At 69.0% G+C, this 17,291-nt stretch carries 15 protein-coding genes and 1 tRNA gene; 9 read left to right on the forward strand and 7 right to left on the reverse strand.

Annotated features, from left to right (window positions below; translation table 11 throughout):
- Positions 1-224 precede the first annotated feature (224 nt).
- Complete coding sequence (locus G3I54_RS13670) at positions 225-623, forward strand: hypothetical protein (protein ID WP_239144355.1); 399 nt, start codon at positions 225-227, stop codon at positions 621-623.
- 166 nt (positions 624-789) lie between these two features.
- Here the strand turns inward: G3I54_RS13670 and G3I54_RS13675 are convergent, their stop codons facing one another.
- The gene (locus tag G3I54_RS13675; RefSeq protein ID WP_164614459.1) at positions 790-1,128 is read right to left on the reverse strand and encodes a thioredoxin domain-containing protein; all 339 of its coding nucleotides are present in this window, start codon (positions 1,126-1,128) and stop codon (positions 790-792) included.
- Between the two features lie 260 nt (positions 1,129-1,388).
- Positions 1,389-2,528 carry a PucR family transcriptional regulator gene (locus tag G3I54_RS13680; protein WP_164614461.1) on the reverse strand — a complete coding sequence of 380 codons (1,140 nt, stop codon included), beginning with the start codon at positions 2,526-2,528 and terminating at the stop codon, positions 1,389-1,391.
- A gap of 86 nt (positions 2,529-2,614) precedes the next feature.
- On the opposite strand from G3I54_RS13680, the gene G3I54_RS13685 reads away from it, so the two are divergent.
- Positions 2,615-3,670: a ferredoxin reductase gene (locus G3I54_RS13685; RefSeq protein ID WP_164614463.1), complete on the forward strand. Its 1,056-nt coding sequence runs from the start codon at positions 2,615-2,617 to the stop codon at positions 3,668-3,670.
- A gap of 7 nt (positions 3,671-3,677) precedes the next feature.
- Positions 3,678-4,796 (forward strand): acyl-CoA desaturase, encoded by a 1,119-nt coding sequence (locus tag G3I54_RS13690; RefSeq protein WP_164614465.1) that lies wholly within the window; start codon positions 3,678-3,680, stop codon positions 4,794-4,796.
- Positions 4,797-5,159: 363 nt separating this feature from the next.
- Here the strand turns inward: G3I54_RS13690 and G3I54_RS13695 are convergent.
- Positions 5,160-5,233: transfer RNA gene (locus tag G3I54_RS13695), tRNA-Gly, on the reverse strand.
- A gap of 536 nt (positions 5,234-5,769) precedes the next feature.
- Between G3I54_RS13695 and dcd the strand changes: the two genes are divergently transcribed.
- Positions 5,770-6,345, forward strand: coding sequence for a dCTP deaminase (gene dcd / locus G3I54_RS13700; protein WP_030588741.1), 576 nt, complete (start codon positions 5,770-5,772; stop codon positions 6,343-6,345).
- Between the two features lie 6 nt (positions 6,346-6,351).
- The gene (locus G3I54_RS13705) at positions 6,352-6,852 is read left to right on the forward strand and encodes a phosphoribosyltransferase (RefSeq protein ID WP_093690008.1); all 501 of its coding nucleotides are present in this window, start codon (positions 6,352-6,354) and stop codon (positions 6,850-6,852) included.
- A 76-nt stretch (positions 6,853-6,928) separates the two neighbouring features.
- On the opposite strand, the gene G3I54_RS13710 is transcribed toward G3I54_RS13705, so the two are convergent.
- From G3I54_RS13710 to G3I54_RS13725, 4 genes are all read right to left on the reverse strand, one after another.
- Positions 6,929-7,930, reverse strand: coding sequence for a Yip1 family protein (locus G3I54_RS13710; protein ID WP_164614467.1), 1,002 nt, complete (start codon positions 7,928-7,930; stop codon positions 6,929-6,931).
- 118 nt (positions 7,931-8,048) lie between these two features.
- Positions 8,049-9,203 (reverse strand): VCBS repeat-containing protein, encoded by a 1,155-nt coding sequence (locus tag G3I54_RS13715; protein WP_343240331.1) that lies wholly within the window; start codon positions 9,201-9,203, stop codon positions 8,049-8,051.
- A gap of 275 nt (positions 9,204-9,478) precedes the next feature.
- On the reverse strand, positions 9,479-11,746 hold the full coding sequence (locus G3I54_RS13720) for a (Fe-S)-binding protein (protein WP_164614471.1): 2,268 nt from the start codon (positions 11,744-11,746) through the stop codon (positions 9,479-9,481).
- Positions 11,747-11,842: 96 nt separating this feature from the next.
- On the reverse strand, positions 11,843-12,496 hold the full coding sequence (locus G3I54_RS13725) for a sugar transferase (protein WP_164614664.1): 654 nt from the start codon (positions 12,494-12,496) through the stop codon (positions 11,843-11,845).
- 517 nt (positions 12,497-13,013) lie between these two features.
- Between G3I54_RS13725 and dnaK the strand changes: the two genes are divergently transcribed.
- The 4 genes from dnaK to G3I54_RS13745 all read left to right on the forward strand — a co-directional run bounded on the left by dnaK (position 13,014) and on the right by G3I54_RS13745 (position 17,258).
- Positions 13,014-14,867, forward strand: a complete 1,854-nt coding sequence (gene dnaK, locus G3I54_RS13730; RefSeq protein ID WP_164614474.1) for a molecular chaperone DnaK — start codon at positions 13,014-13,016, stop codon at positions 14,865-14,867.
- The gene (gene grpE / locus G3I54_RS13735) at positions 14,864-15,514 is read left to right on the forward strand and encodes a nucleotide exchange factor GrpE (protein WP_164614475.1); all 651 of its coding nucleotides are present in this window, start codon (positions 14,864-14,866) and stop codon (positions 15,512-15,514) included. Before dnaK ends, grpE begins: the two co-directional genes overlap by 4 nt.
- 96 nt (positions 15,515-15,610) lie before the next feature.
- Positions 15,611-16,804 (forward strand): molecular chaperone DnaJ, encoded by a 1,194-nt coding sequence (dnaJ, locus tag G3I54_RS13740; RefSeq protein ID WP_103510595.1) that lies wholly within the window; start codon positions 15,611-15,613, stop codon positions 16,802-16,804.
- Position 16,805: 1 nt separating this feature from the next.
- Positions 16,806-17,258 (forward strand): helix-turn-helix domain-containing protein, encoded by a 453-nt coding sequence (locus G3I54_RS13745; RefSeq protein WP_007452885.1) that lies wholly within the window; start codon positions 16,806-16,808, stop codon positions 17,256-17,258.
- Positions 17,259-17,291 lie beyond the last annotated feature (33 nt).

Genomic DNA, 17,291 nt, shown 5'->3' on the forward strand with positions numbered 1-17,291 from the left:
GCGAGAGGCCTCGGATGCACAGCGAATCCCACCACGACCCTACGTGCGGACCGTCGGCGGCTCCGGACGCCGGCATATGGTCGGCGGCGGTTGAGATGTACCGCCATCGATACTCATTCATCGCGGTGGGTCCGCGGACCGGGGAGAACTGGCTGCCCGACGTCGCCGCGATCATGCGCAGGGAGGTGGCGGACCCTCGGGGGTGGCGAGGCGAGGACCCGGAGGTGGGGGAGCCGGAGTTGCTGGAAGACCCCGCCTTCCCGTTCCGCGTTCCGCCGGTGGACGAGGAGGGTGCTGCGGAGTGGCGGAGCGGACTGTTCGAAGTTCCGCGCCGTTCGGTGGTGCGTCTCCTCGTCATGCTGGCGACCAATGCGATGAACGTGCCGCGGCAACAGGGTTTCGCCGAGCGCAGAGCCGGGATGGAACGCCACGCGGCAGCGATGCTTTCACGCTTTCCCGATGATTCGGCGTTCTTCACCAACACCAGTCATGGCGGTGAGAATCCGGATTTCTATGAGCGGGTTTCCGGTTGCCGGCCGATGTCCCGGTACGTCTGGGACTTCGGGCTCCTCGCAGTGTCCAACGACGAAGTCGGCCTCATCTGGTCGTTCGACGCAAGCTGAACTGGCCGGAGATGACGGTACGAACCCGCTTGGGAGTGAGCGGCTCCGCGGTCTCGCGCACGACCTCGAACCGCCCTGCGGCGGTGAGGCGGGAGACGGGCTGCCAACCGCCCGCGCCCGCTTCGAACGCGACGGGAAGCGGCGGTCCGGGTGCCGCAGCGGCCGCTCAGAGGTGACCGTCCAGGAACTGCCGTACCTCATCGCTGGTCATGGGCCCCGTGCCGTGCGCCACCGCCGTTCCCTCCTTCAGCAGGAGGCAGGACGGGGCTCCGGTGATCCCGTATCGCTCGGTTACCGCCGGGCAACGCGTGATGTCGGTGCGGACGACCGTCAGGCGGCCCGCGTAGGCGGCGGCGATGTCGCCCACGACGACATCCATCACCCGACAGGGCTCGATTGCCTTGGGCCATGCCCCGGTGAAGTATGCGAGAACCGGAACCTTGCTTCTCCCGAGGATGAAATCGAACTCCGCGTCCTCACGAGGTCGGTGAACCAGTTTTGTCATGGGAGCTCCTGACCTCACGTTTCGTACTCCGTCCCATTCTCCATCGCGCGGTGTGCCAGGTCGGCCCTGGCCGGTCGTCCGACCGGCTGCCGGGAGGGAGGTACGGGCCGCCGCAGGACGGCGGTGGCCCCTGGGGCGAGCGGCCCGGCCCCTTGCCACGACGACCGGAAAGCCGCCGGTTCCCGGGTCATGGCGGCTTGGCACCGGGAACGGGCAGGATCTCCGGACGCTCGCGGACGCGGCGGTGGACGGGTGACGCGTCAGTCGACCCGGAGGCCGACCGCCAGCGTCAGCTCAAGGACCCGGTGTGGTGATGCGAGATCGGGAAACAGCTCCCGGATCTGCGACATCCGGTATCGGACCGTCTGGGGGTGGACGAACAACTCCGCCGCGACCTCGTCCCGTCTGCCCTGGTGCAGCAGCCACGCCCGCAACGTCTCTTCCAGCCGTCGTGCGGTTGCGGCAGGCAGGGTCTGCAACGGTGCGAGGGCTCGGGCGCGCAGGTCTGCGAACGCGTCCGCGTCGGCGCTGAGCACCAGGTCAGGTAGGTGGTCCTCGGTGTCGCGAATGTCAGAGGAAAGGGAGCGCGCGCGTAGGGCTCGTGCGTACGAGGCGGACGCGTGGATCCATGGCCGTGCCGGGCCGACCACGGCGGCGCGGTCGGTCAGCTGCCGTAGGAGACGTGATCGGTCGGCATCGGGGACGAGGAGCACACCGGTGGCATCCGGCAGATCGTCGAGGACGAGGGTGCTCGGGTCGAGTGTCCGGTAGGCAGGCCGGGCCTGCGCGGCGGGCAGCAGGACGGCGGTCAGTGAAACCGGAGGCTGCCACCTGGCCCGTTGGCCGGAGGCCAGCAGCACGTCCGGGCTCGCGCCGGCGAGGAGGTCGCGGGCCAGGTGTTCCAGGTGACGCTCGTGGGCTCTGCCCCGGGCGGCCAGTTCATCGGCGTGGCCCGCGGCGCTCGCGGCGGAGAGCTCGTCGATGTAGGCGAAGGTCAGCTCGGCGAACTTGGCGACCTCGGCGGCGGGCAGACCCGCGGGTACGGCACCCGCTGCCAGACATCGCCAGGCGACCCGGGCGCCGACGCGGTAGGCGCTGAGCAGGGCGTCCATGGAACGGCCGTCGCGCACCTCGCCGCGGCCCAGCTCGTAGGCGGCGTCCCCGGCGTCGCCGCCTGTGGCATTCCCGCTCGCAAGGTCCAGGTAGTGCCCCAGGGCGGTGCGGACGGCTCTGCGGATCGTGGCGCCCATGCGGCCCGACAAGGCATGGGCGTAGGGGGGAACCTCGTCGATGATCGCCTGGACGACTTCGTCGGCGGTGGTCTTGAGTGCGGCCCGAAGGGCGGTGACCGTCGTCTCATCCAGGGTCAGTTCGCTGGCCCTCCGGATTGCATAGCTCATTTTTTGTTCCCTGCGAACAATTCAGCCGACCAGATTTACGTCCTGTGGTCAGGACTTTACGCCTGGAGGCGCAGCAAGCTGGAGTCATGACGAGTACAGCCCTCCGCGGCAGGGCGTGGAAACTGCTGGAGATGGTCACGACGCCGCTGCTGCCGTCGGACTACCTCGATCTGGTCAGCCCGCTCCGTACGGGCGCTGACCTGCGTGGGCGCATCGAGGCCGTGCACTCCGAGACCGATGACGCCGCGACTGTCGTGATCAGGCCGGGGCGAGGCTGGCACGGCCACACAGCCGGCCAGTACGTGCGGATCGGGGTCGACGTCGATGGGGTGCGCCTGTGGCGTGCCTACTCCATCACCTCGCCGACGAACCGCCGGGACGGCCGCATCACGATCACCGTCAAGGCGATCCCGGACGGCAAGGTCAGCAATCACCTGGTCCGCAGGGCGAAACCGGGCACGCTGATCCAGCTCGACCAGGCGACCGGTGACTTCGTCCTGCCGCAGGCCAAGCCCGCCAAGGTGCTCTACCTGACGGCCGGCAGTGGCATCACGCCCGTGATGGGCATGCTGCGCGACATCGAACTCGACGACGTCGTCATGGTCCACTGCGCGCCACAGCCTCAGGACGTGATCTTCCGCAAGGAACTGCACAGCCTGGTCGCGGACAAGAAGCTTCGGCTCACCGAGGTGCACACCGACACGGACGGCAAGCTCGACATCGCCCGTCTCCAAGAGCTCGTGCCCGACTGGGCCGAGCGCGAGACCTGGGCGTGCGGGCCCGCAGGTCTGCTCGACGCCGCCGAGGAGCACTGGGGAGAGCACGGCGTCCATGAGCGCCTGCACACCGAACGCTTCCGCCCCGGCATCGTCGTCGCCGGCGACGGTGGCGAGGTCACGTTCAGCGCCACCGGCAAGACCATCGACGCGGACGGCGCCACGCCGTTGCTGGACATCGGCGAGGAGATCGGCGTGCTCATGCCCTCCGGGTGCCGTATGGGCATCTGCTTCGGGTGCGTCACGCCGCTCAAGGCCGGCGCTGTCCGCGACCTGCGTACCGGCGAGATCACCGAGGCCGAGCCGGGCGTCCTCATCCAGACCTGTGTGTCCGCCGCGGCGGGCCCCTGCGACATCGAACGGTAGGAGCACCTTGACCGCCATCGACCCCACCGCCCACCTGACCGCGGAGCAGATCGAGGAACTGGGACGCGAGCTGGACGCCATCCGCGACGAGGTGATCGCCGACCGCGGCGAGAAGGACGCCGCCTACATCCGGCGGGTCATCTCGGCGCAGCGCAAGCTGGAGCTGGTCAGCAGGGGTGTGCTGCTGTTCTCGATCTTCCCGCCCGCGTGGCTGATCGGCACCGCCGGGCTGTCCGTGGCGAAGATCATGGACAACATGGAGATCGGCCACAACGTCCTGCACGGCCAGTGGGACTGGATGCGGGACCCGAAGATCCACTCCACCACCTGGGAGTGGGATCACGTCTCGCCGTCCGATCAGTGGAAGCACTCGCACAACGAGCTGCACCACACGTACACGAACGTGATCGGCAAGGACAACGACCTCGGCTACGGCATCATGCGCGTCGACGAGGACCAGAAGTGGCACCCCTTCCACCTCGGCCAGCCGCTGTGGAACTTCCTCAACGCCTGCTTCTTCGAGTACGGCATCGCAGCGTACGACCTGGAGCTCGGCAAGAACCTCAGCAAGCGCCGCCGCAAGAACCCGGAGTTCCGCGCGCGGGCCAGGGCCGTCGGCCGCAAGATCCGTAAGCAGGTACTCAAGGACTACGTGATCCACCCGCTGCTGTCGGGCCCGTCGTTCCTCCCCACACTCGCCGCCACGTTCACCGCGAACCTGGTCCGCAACCTCTGGACCCACTCGGTGATCATGTGCGGGCATTTCCCCGAGGGCGTACAGGTCTTCGAGCGCCGGTCGATCACGGGCGAGACACGCGGCCAGTGGTACCTGCGCCAGATGATGGGCTCGGCGAACATCAGCGGCAGCAAGGCCATGCACTTCATGACCGGCAACCTGTCGCACCAGATCGAGCACCACCTGTTCCCGGACCTGCCGAGCAACCGGTACGCCGAGGCCGCGGTGAAGGTGCGCGCGCTGTTCGAGAAGTACGAGCTGGAGTACGTCACCGGCCCGCTGCCCAAGCAGGTGTTCTCCGCGTGGCACAAGGTCTTCCGGCTCGCACTGCCGAACAGGCAGCCCAAGGTCGGTACGCCGGACCGTGAGCAGGACCTCATCGCCGCCTGACTCCCCTGCCGCATCTCAAGCCCTTGGGCGACGTCACTGCTGCCACACGACGGCCTACTCGGCCAGTGGAGTCCGCTGCTGCCCAGGTCCTACAGGTTGGTGAGCGCACACCGGACAGCAACTGAGTGGGAGCTTCTCTCCGGTTCTACGACGAACCCACGGCAGATGAGAGGGGCGACGAGGTGGACTATGACTTGGTATGAGCAGGTCGCCGGTACAAGCACGGCCGGGGGCGGCGCGGCAGGCCTTCTTTTGAGCTGCTGTACACCCCGGCCTGGCCGGCGACCGAAGCCGGTCGGCGACACCCGGATTCTGTTCCGGGCCAACAAGAAAGCCCCGGGCGGCTGGCCTGGGGCTCTTTCGTGGAGCGGGTGACGAGAATCGAACTCGCGCTCTGAGCTTGGGAAGCTCATGTTCTACCATTAAACTACACCCGCAGAGCATGCCGATCACCGGCGCTGCATCGTTCCACACTCTACCCCATGTCAGGCCCCCGGCGGATGAGCCGTGGGGCCTTCGTGTCGTGTGCGTGGTGGGGGAGTGGGTGTGGACGGGGGTGTGATGGGCGGGAGTTGGGGGCGTAGCGTGGGTGGTCGGAGTGCCGCGTGGAGTGGCGTCCCGTTCATCCCCTAATGTGGCTTTCTCGTCCATATGTGGTTGGGGAAGGGACTTGATGGAGTCGATGGAGCGCACCGTCGTCCGCTGTGCCGAAGGGCACGTTTTCGCTATCTCGTCGTTCCCGATGCAGCAGCTCGGGGCCGGCCGGATCGGGCCCGGGCGGTTGATCCGGTGTCCCCGGTGTGCCCGGTTGCGGCAGGCCGTGCCGGTGGCGTTCGAGAAGCGGTAGTGCGGTGGAGCAGGGCCGGGAGCAGGAGCGTGGGTAGAGAGCGGTAGGGCGTCGGGCGGAGGGTGTCGGCAGGCGCGCGGGTGGTCCGGTTGGGGCGGGCTCGCGCGTTCTGCGTATCCTCGGGACGTGCTTCTCTCAGACAAGGACATCCGGGCCGAGATCGACTCCGGCCGCGTCCGTATCGATCCGTACGACCCTTCGATGGTGCAGCCGTCGAGCATCGACGTGCGGCTGGACCGCTACTTCCGGGTGTTCGAGAACCACCGGTACCCGCACATCGACCCGGCGGTGGAACAGCCTGATCTGACCCGTACCGTCGAGCCCGAAGGCGACGAGGCGTTCATCCTGCACCCCGGCGAGTTCGTGCTGGCGTCCACGTACGAGGTGATCTCGCTCCCCGACGATCTGGCCTCGCGGCTGGAGGGCAAGAGCTCGCTCGGGCGGCTCGGTCTGGTGACGCACTCGACGGCCGGGTTCATCGACCCCGGGTTCTCCGGGCACGTGACCCTGGAGCTGTCGAACCTCGCGACCCTGCCCATAAAGCTCTGGCCGGGGATGAAGATCGGGCAGCTGTGCCTGTTCAAGCTGACCTCGTCCTCCGAGTTCCCGTACGGCTCCGAGCGGTACGAGTCGCGGTACCAGGGGCAGCGGGGGCCGACGGCCTCGCGGTCGTTCCAGAACTTCCATCGGACCCAGGTGTGATCAATCATGGCTAGTGACGTGCGGGAAAACCTGACCTACGAGGGCTTCGGACGGGCCGTGCGCGAGCTGGCGCAGACCGTCGCCGATGATGGCTATGAGCCTGATGTGGTTCTGAGCATCGCGCGTGGCGGGGTGTTCGTCGCCGGTGGGCTTGCCTACGCGCTCGACTGCAAGAACATCCATCTGGTGAATGTGGAGTTCTACACGGGCGTCGGGACCACCCTGGAGATGCCCGTCATGCTGGCGCCCGTGCCCAACGCGATCGACTTCTCCGAGAAGAAGGTCCTGATCGCGGATGACGTCGCCGATACGGGCAAGACCCTCAAGCTCGTCCACGACTTCTGCGTCGACCATGTCGCCGAGGTGCGCAGCGCCGTCATCTACGAGAAGTCCCACTCCCTCGTGAAGTGCGAGTACGTGTGGAAGAAGACCGATCAGTGGATCAACTTCCCGTGGAGCGTGGAGAAGCCCGTCGTGCGGCGGGACGGGCAGGTTCTCGACGCGTAGGGCCTGTCGAGGCAAGACCTGTGCAGAAGGCCCCGGAACGCTTCCGCGTTCCGGGGCCTTCTTGCGCGTCACTCGCTCAGATCGTGCCCAGCTTGATGATCGACAGCAGCGCGATCAGCTGGATCGCCGATGCTCCCAGCGCCTTCGGCCACGGCAGGTCGTGCGACTTGCTGACCATCGACGTGAACAGCGCCCCCGCCGCCAGCCAGGTCAGCCAGCCCACGATCTGGACCAGGGAGTTCTCGCCGCCCAGGAAGAGGGCGAAGAGCAGTCGCGGGGCGTCGGTCATCGACATGATCAGCATCGACAGGCCCACCGTCGGCTGCCACGAGCCCGTGCCGCCGAGCTGGCGGGCCAGGGTGTGGGTCACCGCGCCGAGGACCAGGCCGCCGATGACGAAGCCGATGCCGGTGAACAGGACGTACGGGATGGCCGTCGAGATCGTCGCGTTGATCGCTTCTTCGCGGGCCTGGTCGAAGCCGAACAGCGCGAGCAGACCGTAGACGAAGGTGACGACCAGCGCCGGGCCCCAGACCGGGTAGTCCCGCATCTGCCAGAACGTCGGACCCGGGCGGGTCACGATGCCGGTCAGCAGTTCCTTCCAGCGCAGCCGCGGGCCCGCCGGCTGGGCGGGGGCGGAACCGGCGCGGTAGGTGTTGCCGTCGCCGTACGGGTCCTCGTCGACGCGGAACGCCTGCGTGTGGCCCGGGTTGTTGGCGTACGGGTCGTGGGGCGCGGGGTCGGCGTAGGGGTCGCCGAAGTACTCCGGTTCGCCGTGGCCGCCGCCGTGACCGTGCCGGCCGTCGTGGCCGCCCTGGCCGTGCGGACGGCCGCCGTGCCCGCCGTAGCCGCCCTGTCCGCCCTGGCCGTGTCCCGCGTAGCCGCCGTCGTTGTACGAAGGGCCCTGCGGGGCTCCGTACGGCGGTGGCGCGGCGCCGTTGCCCGGGCCTCCTGCCGTCGGCCACGGCTGAGCACCGTACGGCGGCTGTGGTGCCTGCCCTCCGTACGGCTGCTGCCGCTGCTGCGGTTGTTGCGGGGTGCGGTTGTCCCGGCCGCGTCCGATCCTGAATCCAGCCACCCGTCGAACGTACCTGGTCCCCGGGGGTGGGGAGTGGGGGCCGGGGGAACCCGTCCGCCATTGCGGCCGAGCTGTGACATCCCCTAGGGGCCGCACCCCGGGGCCCGGGAGGGGGAGTTCAGGGGAGGAACAGCTTCGTGGAGAAGGTGACGGCGGGCTCGGCCGTGTTACCCGCCGTGTAGAGGGCGATCAGGTCCTGCCGCTCGCCCCGGTACGTCCGCACCACCGTGTCCGGCTTCCTGTCGCCGTCGTAGTCGCCGTGGTCCAGGAGGGCGGTGCGGGTGGCGCCCGTCGTCTTCAGCGGTGCGGTGGGGAGGTCTTCCGCGGCGAACGCGTACGCGCTGCCGGGACCCGCCGGGCCCTTCGCGGAGCCGAGGAGGAGGGTGCCCTTGCCCGCCTGGCCGGGGGCGTGCGGGCGGGCGGCGGCGACGAGGTCGTCGTAACCGTCCTTGTTGGTGTCGGTCCTGGGCTCGGGGGCGTAGAGGTACGGGCCGCCGTCGGGCAGCAGTTCCGCGCTGCGCGGGGCGCCGGTGCGGGTGAAGGGGCCGTGCAGGAAGGTGACCTGGCCGGCGCTGGCGGTGACCGCGAGGTCGGCCTTGCCGTCGCCGTCGAAGTCGCCGCACACCGGCTGCTCGGGCCATTCGTCGCCGAACCGGGCCTTCTGCGGGATGCGTACGGTGACCGCCTTGCCTATCAGGCCCTGCGGGGAGCCGAAGAGGATCTGGAGGGGGACGGGCGGGGCGCCGATGCCGTTGTACGGGGGGTCGGTGGAGACGATCAGGTCGGTGAAGCCGTCCCGGTCCAGGTCGCAGGCCGCCTCGGCGTCGAACGCGGCGGGCAGGGTGTCGCCGGACTTCGCCGCGTTCGCCCGGGCGCTCAGCAGTTGCCGGGCGGCCGGGTCCAGGGGGCGGCCCGGGGCGTCGGAGCCGTACACGATGCCGATGCCCGCGTCGTCGCCGTGGCTGTCCTCGGGGGCCTTCACCAGGTCGTCGATGACCAGGTCGCGGTGGCCGTCGCCGTTGAAGTCGTACGAGACACGGCTGCCGGTGCCGCGCGGGACGGGGGTGCGCGCCGTGCCCGCCTGGGCCTGGGTACGCGACTGGGACCGGGACTGTGCCGCCGGCGGGGTGTCGCCGTTCTTGCCGCCGGACGCGGAGGACGGGCCCGCGCAGGCCGTGAGCGCCAGCAGCAGGGCCGTACAGCCCGCGGCGAGGGCCGTCACCCTGCTGGTGACCGCTGCCTGCGGGTGCTCGGTGCTGGTGCGTGTGCGCACGGGGGCCTCGTTCGTCGGTCGTCGTTCGTGAACCGGTGTCCCCGCCGCCGGGGAGGTGTTCCAGGAGGTGTTCCGGGAGCTGTGGCGGTAGCCGTCGCGGGTTTCTCCGGGGCACATGATGCTCCAGATACGTCGTCGCGTACATGTCCGAGTTCACAGTTCGCCTGCGGCGGTCGTCACGTCCGGCAGGCGGAGTCCCGGGGTCCCGGGCACGGAAAAGCGGCCGGTCCTGCCCCCGAGGCAGGTCCGGCCGCTCATCGCGTCGATGCGCTACATCACTTTGCCGGTTCGGGCTCCGGCGCGTCCACCTGCTCCTGCTCGCCCGCGGGGTCGGCCGGCGTCTTCACGGACTCCAGGAGGAGCTGCGAGACGTCCACGACCTGGATGGACTCCTTCGCCTGGCCGTCGTTCTTCTTGCCGTTGACCGAGTCGGTCAGCATGACGAGGCAGAACGGGCAGGCGGTGGAGACGATGTCCGGGTTGAGGGCGAGGGCTTCGTCGACGCGCTCGTTGTTGACGCGCTTGCCGATCCGCTCCTCCATCCACATCCGGGCGCCGCCGGCGCCGCAGCAGAAGCCGCGCTCCTTGTGGCGGTGCATCTCCTCGTTCCGCAGGCCCGGGACCTTCGCGATGATCTCGCGCGGCGGGGTGTAGATCTTGTTGTGACGGCCCAGGTAGCACGGGTCGTGGTACGTGATCAGGCCCTCGACCGGGGTCACCGGGATCAGCTTGCCCTCGTCGATGAGGTGCTGGAGCAGCTGGGTGTGGTGGATGACCTCGTACTCGCCGCCGAGCTGCGGGTACTCGTTCGCGATCGTGTTGAAGCAGTGCGGGCAGGTCGCGACGATCTTCTTCGACGACTTGGGCTTCTTCGTCGTCTCGTCTTCGTCGTCCTCGCCGTACGCCATGTTCAGCATGGCCACGTTCTCCTGGCCGAGCTGCTGGAAGAGCGGCTCGTTGCCCAGGCGGCGGGCGGAGTCACCGGTGCACTTCTCGTCGCCGCCCATGATCGCGAACTTGACGCCCGCGATGTGCAGCAGCTCCGCGAAGGCCTTGGTGGTCTTCTTGGCCCGGTCCTCCAGGGCGCCCGCGCAGCCGACCCAGTAGAGGTAGTCGACCTCGGTGAGGTCCTCGACGTCCTTGCCGACGATCGGGACCTCGAAGTCGACCTCCTTGGTCCACTCGACGCGGGCCTTCTTGGCCAGCCCCCAGGGGTTGCCCTTCTTCTCCAGGTTCTTGAGCATCGTGCCCGCCTCGGACGGGAACGCGGACTCGATCATCACCTGGTAGCGGCGCATGTCGACGATGTGGTCGATGTGCTCGATGTCGACCGGGCACTGCTCGACGCAGGCGCCGCAGGTGGTGCAGGACCACAGGACGTCCGGGTCGATGACGCCGTTCTCCTCGGCGGTCCCGATCAGCGGACGCTCGGCCTCGGCGAGGGCGGCCGCGGGAACGTCCTTGAGCTGCTCCTCGGTGGCCTTCTCATTGCCTTCCATGTCCTTGCCGCCGCCGGCCAGGAGGTAGGGGGCCTTGGCGTGCGCGTGGTCGCGCAGCGACATGATCAGGAGCTTCGGCGAGAGCGGCTTGCCGGTGTTCCACGCGGGGCACTGCGACTGGCAGCGGCCGCACTCGGTGCAGGTGGAGAAGTCGAGGATGCCCTTCCAGGAGAACTGCTCGACCTGGGAGACGCCGAAGACCGCATCCTCGGCCGGGTCCTCCCAGTCGATCTCCTTGCCGCCCGTCGTCATCGGCTGGAGCGCGCCGAGCGCGACGTCGCCGTCGGCGTTCCGCTTGAACCAGATGTTCGGGAAGCCGAGGAAGCGGTGCCAGGCGACACCCATGTTGGTGTTGAGGCCGACGGTGATCGCCCAGATCATCGTCGTACCGAGCTTGATCATCGCGAACAGGTAGACCAGGTTCTGCAGCGTTTCGACGCTCAGCCCCTTGAAGGCCAGCACCAGGGGGTACGAGGCGAAGTACGCGGGCCCGTAGCTGTCCACGTGGTGCAGGGCGCCCTCAAGGCCGCGGAGCAGCATGATCGCGGCGCCGATGATCAGGATGATCGCCTCGACGAAGTACGCCTGGCCCATCTTCGAACCGGTGAAGCGCGACTTGCGGCCCGCCCGCGTGGGCAGGTTCAGCTGGCGGATCGCGATCAGGACGAGGATGCCGAGGGTCGTACCGAGCGCGATGAACTCGATGTAGACCTCGTACGGCAGGAAGGTGCCGATGTACGGCAGCACCCAGTCGGCCTTGAACAGCTGGCCGTACGCCGTGACGATCGTCAGGCCCAGGGTCAGAAAGCCGACCGCGACGAACCAGTGGGCGACGCCCACGATTCCCCAGCGGTTCATGCGGGTATGGCCGACGAACTCCTTGATCAAGGTGATCGTCCGCTGCTTGGGGTCGTCGGTGCGGCTGCCTGCCGGTACCGCTTGTCCGAGACGGACGAAGCGGTAGATCTGCGCGACGGCTCGGGTGATGAGCGCAACGCCGACGACCGTCAGCACCAGCGACACGATGATCGCGGCGAGTTGCATTTTGGGGGCTCCTCGGGCCTGCGAGAGCGGGGTCCAGTGGCTACTGCCCGCTACTACTAAGCAGTAACTTAATTAGTCTGTGCTGACACTATCCACTTAGTCCACCCCGCTGCAGCCGGGCGGGCGGTGATCTGTGTCGCTCAGGTGTGCCTTGGTTCGGCGGACCTTCCGGAGCCCCGATCGCAGTGGACCGCGTACGGCTTCGGCGAGGACCGCCAGATCGAGTACGACTCCATGGTGCTCTGCGTAGTGCTGGTCCAGCAGGGCGGGGTCGTCCCACGGCATCCCGGAGCGGGCGCGGACCTGGGCCAGTCCGGTCAGGCCCGGCCGCAACTCCTGCCGCCACTGCCTGGCCCCCGGACCTGCGGCGCGTGGGTCGCCCGGGGCCAGCGGGGCGGGTCCGACCAGGGAAAGTTCGCCGCGCACGACGTGCGGAAGCCGGGAGAACAGGTCCAGCCGGAGCCTGCGGGTGCGCAGGGTGCGCAGTTCGAAGACCCGGCCGCCCAGACCGGTCCGGGGCCTGCGGTCCCAGGCGCCGCCCGGGGTCCGCCGCGCGGTCAGGACGAGGGCCGCCACGGCGACGGCGGGGGCGGTCAGGATCAGCAGGAAGATGCCGAGAATCAGGTCCAGTGCGCGTTCGGCCGTCGTGCGTGGCAGGAAGCGGTCAGCCAGCCGCCCGGCCCGGTCGGTGAGGCCGGCCAGGCGTGCGGCGGGGCGCGAGGGGAAGTGGCTCCTGGCCGTTCCGGTCACTGTCGGGAGGGGGCGGGGCTTCTCCTCGTACGGATGGGGCTTCTCCTCGTACGGGTGGGGGTCGCGCTCGTGCGGGTGGGGGTCGCGCTCGTACGGATGGGGGTCGCGCGGCTCCGTGACGTTCGGCGCCGCGCGGGGTCGGGGTGGTCGGCCCTGATTCCTCCGGCTCTTCCGGTTCTTCTGCCGTACGCGCGGCTTCCTCGCGTTCTGCATCGCGTCCGCCCGGGGTTCGAGGTTCGATGGTGTGACGATCCACGGTGAAACCTGCCGGTCGGTGACGGTTGTGACCGTCTCACGGCATTTTGTGACAGAACGATCCCACGGTGAGACGGTGGGGTGGGTGGTGCGCGAGGGGTGTGGCGTGCGCGGGTGGGGTGGTGGGGCGGCGTCGCGGGCGCAGATGTGCTCGGGATAAGCACTTAAGTTGAGCGTAAGGGACTCAGGTCTGTTGACTCATGGACCGGCGTCATGCATTCTTGAGTCAGATCCACTCAAGTAGTCAGTTGGAGGAATTGAAATGGCACGTGCGGTCGGCATCGACCTGGGCACGACTAACTCCGTCGTCAGCGTTCTCGAAGGCGGCGAGCCCACCGTCATCACCAACGCCGAAGGCGCCAGGACCACGCCGTCCGTCGTCGCCTTCGCCAAGAACGGCGAGGTGCTCGTCGGCGAGGTCGCGAAGCGCCAGGCGGTCACCAACGTCGACAGGACCATCCGCTCCGTCAAGCGCCACATGGGCACTGACTGGAAGATCGACCTGGACGGCAAGAGCTTCAACCCGCAGCAGATGAGCGCCTTCATCCTGCAGAAGCTGAAGCGCGACGCCGAGTCCTACCTGGGCGAGAAGGTGACCGACGCGGTCATCACCGTCCCGGCGTACTTCAACGACTCCGAGCGTCAGGCGACCAAGGAGGCCGGTGAGATCGCGGGCCTCAACGTCCTGCGCATCGTCAACGAGCCGACCGCCGCCGCCCTGGCGTACGGCCTCGACAAGGACGACCAGACGATCCTCGTCTTCGACCTCGGTGGCGGCACCTTCGACGTGTCCCTCCTGGAGATCGGTGACGGCGTCGTCGAGGTGAAGGCCACCAACGGTGACAACCACCTCGGTGGTGACGACTGGGACCAGCGCGTCGTCGACTACCTGGTGAAGCAGTTCGCCAACGGGCACGGCGTGGACCTGTCCAAGGACAAGATGGCTCTCCAGCGTCTCCGCGAGGCCGCGGAGAAGGCGAAGATCGAGCTCTCGTCCTCGACCGAGACCACGATCAACCTGCCCTACATCACGGCGTCCGCCGAGGGCCCGCTGCACCTGGACGAGAAGCTCACGCGCTCGCAGTTCCAGCAGCTGACCGCGGACCTCCTGGACCGCTGCAAGACCCCGTTCCACAACGTCATCAAGGACGCGGGCATCCAGCTCTCCGAGATCGACCACGTCGTTCTCGTCGGTGGCTCCACCCGTATGCCCGCCGTCGCCGAGCTCGTCAAGGAGCTGACCGGCGGCCAGGAGGCCAACAAGGGTGTGAACCCGGACGAGGTCGTCGCCATCGGCGCCTCGCTCCAGGCCGGTGTCCTCAAGGGCGAGGTCAAGGACGTCCTGCTCCTCGACGTCACCCCGCTGTCCCTCGGCATCGAGACCAAGGGAGGGATCATGACCAAGCTCATCGAGCGCAACACCACGATCCCGACCAAGCGTTCCGAGATCTTCACGACGGCCGAGGACAACCAGCCGTCCGTGCAGATCCAGGTCTACCAGGGCGAGCGCGAGATCGCGGCGTACAACAAGAAGCTCGGGATGTTCGAGCTGACCGGTCTGCCGCCGGCCCCGCGCGGGGTGCCGCAGATCGAGGTCGCCTTCGACATCGACGCCAACGGCATCATGCACGTCGCCGCCAAGGACCTCGGCACCGGCAAGGAGCAGAAGATGACCGTCACCGGCGGCTCCTCGCTGCCGAAGGACGAGGTCAACCGGATGCGCGAAGAGGCCGAGAAGTACGCGGAGGAGGACCACGCCCGCCGCGAGGCCGCCGAGTCGCGCAACCAGGGCGAGCAGCTCGTCTACCAGACGGAGAAGTTCCTCAAGGACAACGAGGACAAGGTCCCCGCGGACGTCAAGACGGAGGTGGAGACCGCTGTCGGCGAGCTGAAGGAGAAGCTCAAGGGCGAGGACTCCGCCGAGATCCGTACGGCCACCGAGAAGGTCGCGGCCGTCTCCCAGAAGCTGGGTCAGGCGATGTACGCCAACGCCCAGGCCGAGGGTGCGGCCCCGGGCGCCGAGGCCCCGGGCGACGGCCAGGCCAAGGCCGACGACGACGTCGTCGACGCCGAGATCGTGGACGACGAGAAGGACACCAAGGGCGGTGCGGCGTGACCGAGGAGACTCCGGGCTTCGAGGAGAAGCCCGACGTCCCCTCCGGCGCCACCCCTGATGACGCCGAGCCGAAGGCTGCCGCACCCTCCGAGGAGGAGGCGGCGGCCCCGGCCGGGGACACCGACCCGTCCGTCGGTCTGACCGCACAGCTGGACCAGGTACGCACCGCGCTCGGCGAGCGCACCGCGGACCTCCAGCGGCTGCAGGCCGAGTACCAGAACTACCGCCGCCGCGTCGAGCGGGACCGGGTGACGGTCAAGGAGATCGCTGTCGCGAACCTCCTGTCCGAGCTCCTGCCCGTGCTCGACGACGTCGGCCGCGCGCGGGAACACGGCGAGCTGGTCGGCGGCTTCAAGTCGGTCGCCGAATCGCTGGAGACCACCGTCGCGAAGCTGGGCCTCCAGCAGTTCGGCAAGGAGGGCGAGCCCTTCGACCCGACGATCCACGAGGCCCTGATGCACAGCTACGCGCCGGACGTCACCGAGACGACCTGCGTGGCGATCCTGCAGCCGGGGTATCGCATCGGCGAGCGCACCATCCGCCCCGCGCGGGTGGCCGTCGCCGAGCCGCAGCCGGGCGCCACGCCCGCCGCGGCCAAGGAAGAGAAGACAGACGACGAGGAGAGCGGTGGCACCGAGGAGGTCTGACGGCAACGCGTCTGATCACCACGGTGCACACCGACCGGCCCGGCGGCCGGCCCACGGGCCGGCCGCTCGGCCGATCGTCCGGAAGGAGGGACGTCGATGAGCACGAAGGACTTCGTCGAGAAGGACTACTACAAGGTCCTCGGCGTCCCGAAGGACGCCACCGACGCCGAGGTCAAGAAGGCGTACCGGAAGCTCGCCCGCGAGTTCCACCCGGACGCCAACAAGGGTGACGCCAAGGCGGAGGAGCGCTTCAAGGAGATCTCCGAGGCGAACGACGTCCTCGGCGACCCCAAGAAGCGCAAGGAGTACGACGAGGCGCGCGCCCTCTTCGGCAACGGCGGCTTCCGGGCCGGCCCCGGTGGTGCGGGCGGCAACTTCAACTTCGACCTGGGCGACCTCTTCGGCGGGGGCGCCCCGGGCGGCGGACAGGGCGGTGCGGGCGGCGGCTTCGGCGGCGGCGGAGGCGGTCTCGGCGACGTCTTCGGCGGGCTGTTCAACCGCGGCGGCACCGGCACCCGCGTACAGCCGAAGCGCGGCCAGGACATCGAGTCCGAGGTGACGCTCAGCTTCACCGAGGCGGTCGACGGGGCCACGGTCCCGCTGCGGATGTCCAGCCAGGCGCCCTGCAAGGCGTGTTCCGGCACCGGCGACAAGAACGGCACCCCCAGGGTCTGCCCGACCTGTGTCGGCACCGGCCAGGTCTCGCGCGGCAGCGGCGGCGGCTTCTCGCTCACCGACCCCTGTGTGGACTGCAAGGGCCGGGGCCTCATCGCCCAGGACCCCTGCGACGTCTGCAAGGGCAGCGGCCGGGCGAAGTCGGCGCGCACCATGCAGGTGCGGATCCCGGCGGGCGTCTCCGACGGCCAGCGGATCCGGCTGCGCGGCAAGGGCGGCGCGGGCGAACGCGGCGGCCCGGCCGGCGATCTGTACGTCGTCGTCCACGTCGACGCCCACCCGGTCTTCGGCCGCAAGGGCGACAACCTCACGGTCACCGTGCCCGTCACGTACCCGGAGGCGACGCTCGGCGGCGAGGTCAAGGTCCCCACCCTCGGCGGTCCGCCGGTCACCCTGAAACTTCCCGCCGGCACCCCCAACGGGCGTACGATGCGCGCCCGGGGCAAGGGTGCGGTGCGCAAGGACGGCACCCGCGGAGACCTGCTGGTCACCGTGGAGGTCGCGGTCCCCAGGGACCTGGGCCAGGAGGCCAGGGACGCCCTGGAGGCCTACCGGAAGGCGACCGCGGACGAGGACCCGCGGGCGGAACTGTTCCAGGCCGCGAAGGGAGCTTGAGATGGACGGCCGTCGACGCAATCCGTACCAGCTGACCGATGAGACCCCGGTGTACGTGATCTCGATCGCGGCCCAGCTCTCGGGTCTCCACCCGCAGACACTGCGCCAGTACGACCGTCTCGGCCTGGTCTCCCCGGACCGTACGGCCGGGCGCGGCCGTCGCTACTCGGCCCGTGACATCGAGCTGCTGCGCACCGTGCAGCAGCTGTCGCAGGACGAGGGCATCAACCTCGCCGGCATCAAGCGGATCATCGAGCTGGAGAACCAGGTCGCGGCCCTCCAGCAGCGCGTCGCCGAGCTCTCGGCGGCGGTGGACGGCGCGGCGGTCGCCATGCAGCAGCGCGAGGCCCAGGTGCACGCCTCGTACCGCCGGGACCTGGTGCCGTACCAGGACGTCCAGCAGACCAGCGCGCTGGTGGTCTGGCGGCCGAAGCCGAAGCGGCCGACGGACTAGCGGGACCCTTCAGCGGTACGCGGACGGGGCCGG

This window comes from Streptomyces sp. SID14515 (assembly GCF_010548505.1).
Taxonomy (GTDB): Bacteria; Actinomycetota; Actinomycetes; order Streptomycetales; family Streptomycetaceae; genus Streptomyces; species Streptomyces caviscabies.